Source organism: Aquabacterium sp. A08 (assembly GCF_011742065.1).
Genome location: NZ_JAAQQT010000286.1, coordinates 1 through 482 on the forward strand (window position 1 = coordinate 1; position 482 = coordinate 482).

General features: G+C 68.0%; 1 protein-coding gene. It reads left to right on the forward strand.

All coding sequences use genetic code 11. From position 1 onward, the window contains the following. Window positions 1–482: glutamate 5-kinase (gene proB / locus HA630_RS26930; RefSeq protein ID WP_166832164.1), on the forward strand; the 482-nt coding region annotated here is incomplete at both ends.

Here is a 482-nt window from a genome sequence, read left to right on the forward strand (position 1 = left end):
CGCGAGGTCATCATGGTCAGCAGCGGCGCCATCGCCGAGGGCATGAAGCGCCTGGGCTGGACGGTGCGGCCCAAGGAAATCAACGAACTCCAGGCTGCCGCCGCCGTGGGCCAGATGGGCCTGGTCCAGATGTACGAGACCAAGCTGCGCGAGCTCGGCCTGCGCAGCGCCCAGGTGCTGCTCACCCACGCCGACCTGGCCGACCGCGAGCGCTACCTGAACGCCCGCTCCACCCTGCTCACGCTGCTCGAGCACCGGGTGGTGCCGGTCATCAACGAAAACGACACGGTGGTCAACGACGAGATCAAGTTCGGCGACAACGACACCCTGGGCGCCTTGGTGGCCAACCTGGTGGAGGCCGACGTGCTGGTCATCCTGACCGACCAGAAAGGCCTCTACACCGCCGACCCGCGCAAGGACCCGGCCGCGCAGTTCGTGCACGTGGCCCGCGCCGGCGATCCTGCGTTGGAAGAGATGGCTGG